This is a genomic window from Pseudomonas sp. Fl5BN2 (assembly GCF_009908205.1).
Classification (GTDB): domain Bacteria; phylum Pseudomonadota; class Gammaproteobacteria; order Pseudomonadales; family Pseudomonadaceae; genus Aquipseudomonas.
This window is the reverse complement of sequence record NZ_JAAARL010000084.1, coordinates 1-423: the sequence shown is the minus strand read 5'-3', so window position 1 is coordinate 423 and position 423 is coordinate 1. Positions and strand designations below refer to the sequence as shown.

The window sequence follows — 423 nt, the reverse complement described above, 5'->3', positions numbered from 1 at the left end:
GGTCTCATCCGGCGGCGTCATGAACGACCACGCCGATTCGGTGTACGTGGCGTCGGTGGCGAAGATTTTCGGGGCGTCGGTGTCCATGTTGAACGCCAGGCCATACGCGGTGAGTGACGTGATGGCCGACGCCGGCTGCGGCGTGGTCGTAAACATGAACGCCAGCGCTGCAGGATCCAGCTGGATCGAGTTGCCTTGCTTCCACGCCGCCCAGTTGCTGCCGCTGATGCCGGCGTCAAACGAAAAGCCCGAGTACAACGCCTGCCCCGCACTGTTGCGCGCGCCGGCAAACAGGTTCGCCATCACGGTTTTCTGCGCGGCGGTCAGGCAGGTGCCATCACGGGCGCCGGTGCAGGTCGGCACATCGTTGGCGAGGCTGAAGGCGGTCTGGCACGCCTTGAGGTTGTTGATCATGCCGTCGGT

At 64.5% G+C, this 423-nt stretch carries 1 protein-coding gene; it reads right to left on the bottom strand.

Annotation, left to right across the window (positions count from 1 at the left end; all coding sequences use genetic code 11):
* The coding region (locus GV819_RS32680; protein ID WP_161760124.1) for a tannase/feruloyl esterase family alpha/beta hydrolase at positions 1-423 on the bottom strand (423 nt) is incomplete at both ends.